At 70.5% G+C, this 3,478-nt stretch carries 1 protein-coding gene and 1 pseudogene; one reads left to right on the top strand and one right to left on the bottom strand.

Annotated elements, in window-relative coordinates; all coding sequences use genetic code 11:
- The coding region (locus tag AC1DWT_RS50155) for a condensation domain-containing protein (RefSeq protein WP_477926161.1) at nucleotides 1-3,217 on the bottom strand (3,217 nt) is incomplete at its 3' end.
- Nucleotides 3,218-3,275: 58 nt separating this feature from the next.
- On the opposite strand from AC1DWT_RS50155, the pseudogene AC1DWT_RS50150 reads away from it, so the two are divergent.
- Nucleotides 3,276-3,478 (top strand): annotated as a pseudogene (locus tag AC1DWT_RS50150) (hypothetical protein); the annotation flags it as partial.

The following is a 3,478-nucleotide window of genomic DNA, read 5'->3' as shown; positions in this document are numbered from 1 at the left end:
CCCCACAACCAATCAACACCCGCGCCAACCGATTCGACCACCCATCCAACTCCCCATACGACAACTCCACACCCCCACACGACACCGCCACCCCACCCCCACCCGCCACCACACCCCCCGCCAAAATCTCCGGCAACAACCGCACCCCCACACCCGACACACCACACACCAACCCCACACCCGACCCCCACACACCCACCCCACCCACACCCACACCCGGATCCGACGCCATCGCCTCGAGCACGCGGGTGACCTGTCCCGCGATCGAGCCGACGGTGGCCCGGTCGATCAGGTCGGGCCGGTAGTGGAACGTCATGCGCAACTGGATGTCCACGGAGAAGGCGACGCTCAGCGGGTAGTGCGTGGCGTCGACGCCGCGCACGTCGACCACCCGGATGCCGGCGAGGTCGCTGTCCTCGGTGAGGCCTCCCCGGTCGATCGGGTACGACTCGAAGACGGTCGCGGTGTCGAACCCGATGTCGGCGCCGACCGCGCGCTGGATGTCGGCGAGGCCGAGGTGATGGTGGTCGACGAGGGCTGCCTGTTCCGCTTGCGTCCGGTCGAGCAGCGCACCCAGGGTCTCCCGGGGGTCGAGGGTGATGCGGGTGGGTACGGTGTTGACGAACAGCCCGATCATCGACTCCACACCGGGCAGGTGCGGCGATCGCCCGGACACGGTGCTCCCGAACGTCACGTCGTCGCGGGACGTCGCGGCGCCCAGCACGATGCCCCACGCCACCTGAGTGACCGTGTTCAGTGTCGTGTTGCGGGTCCGCGCGAGGGTCGTCAGGTCGGCGGTCAGTTCCTCGGACACTGCGTACTGGGCGCTCTCGGGGGGAGCCGACAGTTGCCGCCCCCGTGCGTCGGGCAGGAGCAGTGTCGGACCGTCGATACCGGCGAGTGCAGCCGCCCAGGCCTCCCGCGATTCGGCCGCGTCCCTGCGGTGCAGCCATGACAGGAAGTCCCGATAGGGCCGGGGCCGCGGTAGCGCCGACGCATCGGCGTCCCCGGCCACATAGAGCGCGAGCAGTTCGCGGATCGCGAGCGGCATCGACCATCCGTCCAGGAGGGTGTGGTGGTTGGTCCACACGAGCCGCGATTCCCGGCTGCTAGTCGACACGAGCAGGAACCGCAGCAGGGGGGCCCGGGACGTGTCGAACGGTGCGGCCCGGTCGGCGGCGAGGACGCGCTCCAGTTCGGTGGTCCGCTCGGCCTCCGGCAGGCCGGTGAGGTCGAGTGCGCGGAACGGCACGTCGACGGTCGCGGGCACCACCTGCACGAACGTGCCGTCCCGCGCGGGGACGAACGCCACCCGCAGATTCGCGTGCCGCTCCAGTAGAGCCGCCGCAGCCCGGCGCATCCGGTCCGGGTCGACGGCGCCCTTCAGGTGCAGTTCCACCTGCACCGTGTAGGCGTCGATCGACGGTTTCGCGAGCAGGGCGTGGAACAGCAACCCGGCCTGCAGCGGGGTGGGCGGCCACACGTCGGTCAGCGCGCCGAAGTGTTCTTCCCACGTCTCGAGGTCGTCCTGGGTGACGTCGACGAGCGGAACGTCCGAGGGCGTGAGCCCACCGGCGATCCCGCTGCGTGCGTGGGACACCAATGCGGACAGCGCCTCCCGCCACCGCGCCGCCAGCCTCTCCACCTCGGCGCGCGCGAGCAGGGTGTCGGGGAAACCGAAACCGACCCGGAGCCGTCCGCCGATGACGATCGCGTTGATCTCGACTGCGGCCGACGCCGGCATGTCCGGGTCCGGGACGTACCGGAGGTCGCCGAACCCGTCGGCGGGGGTCCAACCGGCCTCGGTGTCGCCGACCGCCGGATCCGGGACCTGGCCGAGGTAGTTGAAACTGATCTGCCCCGGTTCAGGGTCCGGCAGGCTGCCCGCGGTGTCCGGGTTCAGGTACCGGAGCAGTCCGTAGCCGATGCCCATGTCCGGCACCGCCCGGAAGTGTTCCTTCACCCGTTTCAGTGCGCTGCCCAGGCCGCGGCCGCCGGCGAGCGCGTCGTCGAGGTCGATGCCCCGGAGTTCGACGCGAACCGGGAAGACCGTCGTGAACCAGCCGACGGTGCGGGACAGGTCGGCGCCCGGCACCACCTGCTGCTCCCGGCCGTGCCCTTCCAATCGGATCAGCGTCGACGTTCCCGGGATCCCCCGTTCGGCTCGCCACCTCGACGACGCCACCACCAGCGCCGTCAGCAGAATGTCGAGGGCGCCCCCGTGATAGAGGTCCGGTAGGCGGGTGAGCAGCACGGACGTGTCGTCGAGGGAGGTCTCGACACTCACGTCCTGCAGGGCGGTCGCGACGTCCACGCCCGGGTCGAGGGGTCGGTCGGTGATCAGCGGGTCCGGTCCCTCGACGACGGACTGCCACCACCGCAGTTCGGCGGTTCGCTCGCTCCGGACGGCTTCCTCCGCCAGCGCGTGCGCCCACCGGCGCATCGACGTCGCCGGTTCCGGCAGGGTCGGCACGCTCCCGGCGCTCACCTGATGCCAGGCGGTCACGAAGTCGGGCAGCAGAATTCGCCACGACACCCCGTCGACCGCGAGGTGGTGTGCGACCACGATCAGTCGCCCCGACCGGACCGGGGTTGCGGTGGCCGGCGCGGGGTCGAGCCACACGAACTGGGCGACGACCCCGTCGGACGGGCGCAGTCGCTCCACGGCGGCCTGGTGCTCGGTCGCGATCAGGTCAGCTGATCGGCCGGGATCGGTGGCCGGGTCGAAGACGACCCGCCTAAGCAGTGACGCGGCGTCGACGTCGGCCGCGGCGCGAGTCTCCATCTGCCACTGCCCGTTCGCGTCCCGGTACAGCCGCGACCGCAGCATGTCGTGGCGCGCGAGCACCGCTGTGACGGTCGCGAGGAGCCGGTCGGAGTCGACGGTGCGCGGGAGGTCCAGCAGCACGCTCTGGCTGAACCTCTCGTAGTGCCCACCCCGCTCGATCAGGTACCGGACCACCGGGGTGGGCGGGAAGGTGCCGATTCCACCGCCCGCGAGTTCGGCAAGGGCGACCGTGGTTTCACGGTCCGCGATCTCCGATTCCGCTGCGAGCGCCGCCACCGTCCGGTGCTCGAACACCTGCTGCGGGGTGAATACCAATCCTCGAGCCTTGGCGCGTGACACGAGGCGGATGGACAGGATGCTGTCGCCGCCCAGCGCGAAGAACGACTCATCGAATCCCACTTTCTCGACGCCGAGTACTTCGGCGAACACGGACGCCAGTGTTTCTTCCGCCGCACTCCGTGGCGCGCGGTCCGGCCCGCGCGGGGCCATGTCGGGTGCGGGTAGTGCGGCACGGTCCACCTTCCCCGACGCCGTCACCGGCAACTCCCCCAACACCACCACCACCGACGGCACCATAAAACCCGGCAACACCGACCCCGCAAACTCCACCACCGCACCCGAATCCACCCGAACCCCCACCTCCGGCACCACATACCCCACCAACCCACCACCCGAACCCACCACCACCAC

Source organism: Rhodococcus sp. P4_B6, from assembly GCF_056402215.1.
This window is presented reverse-complemented; position numbering and strand designations above follow the sequence as displayed.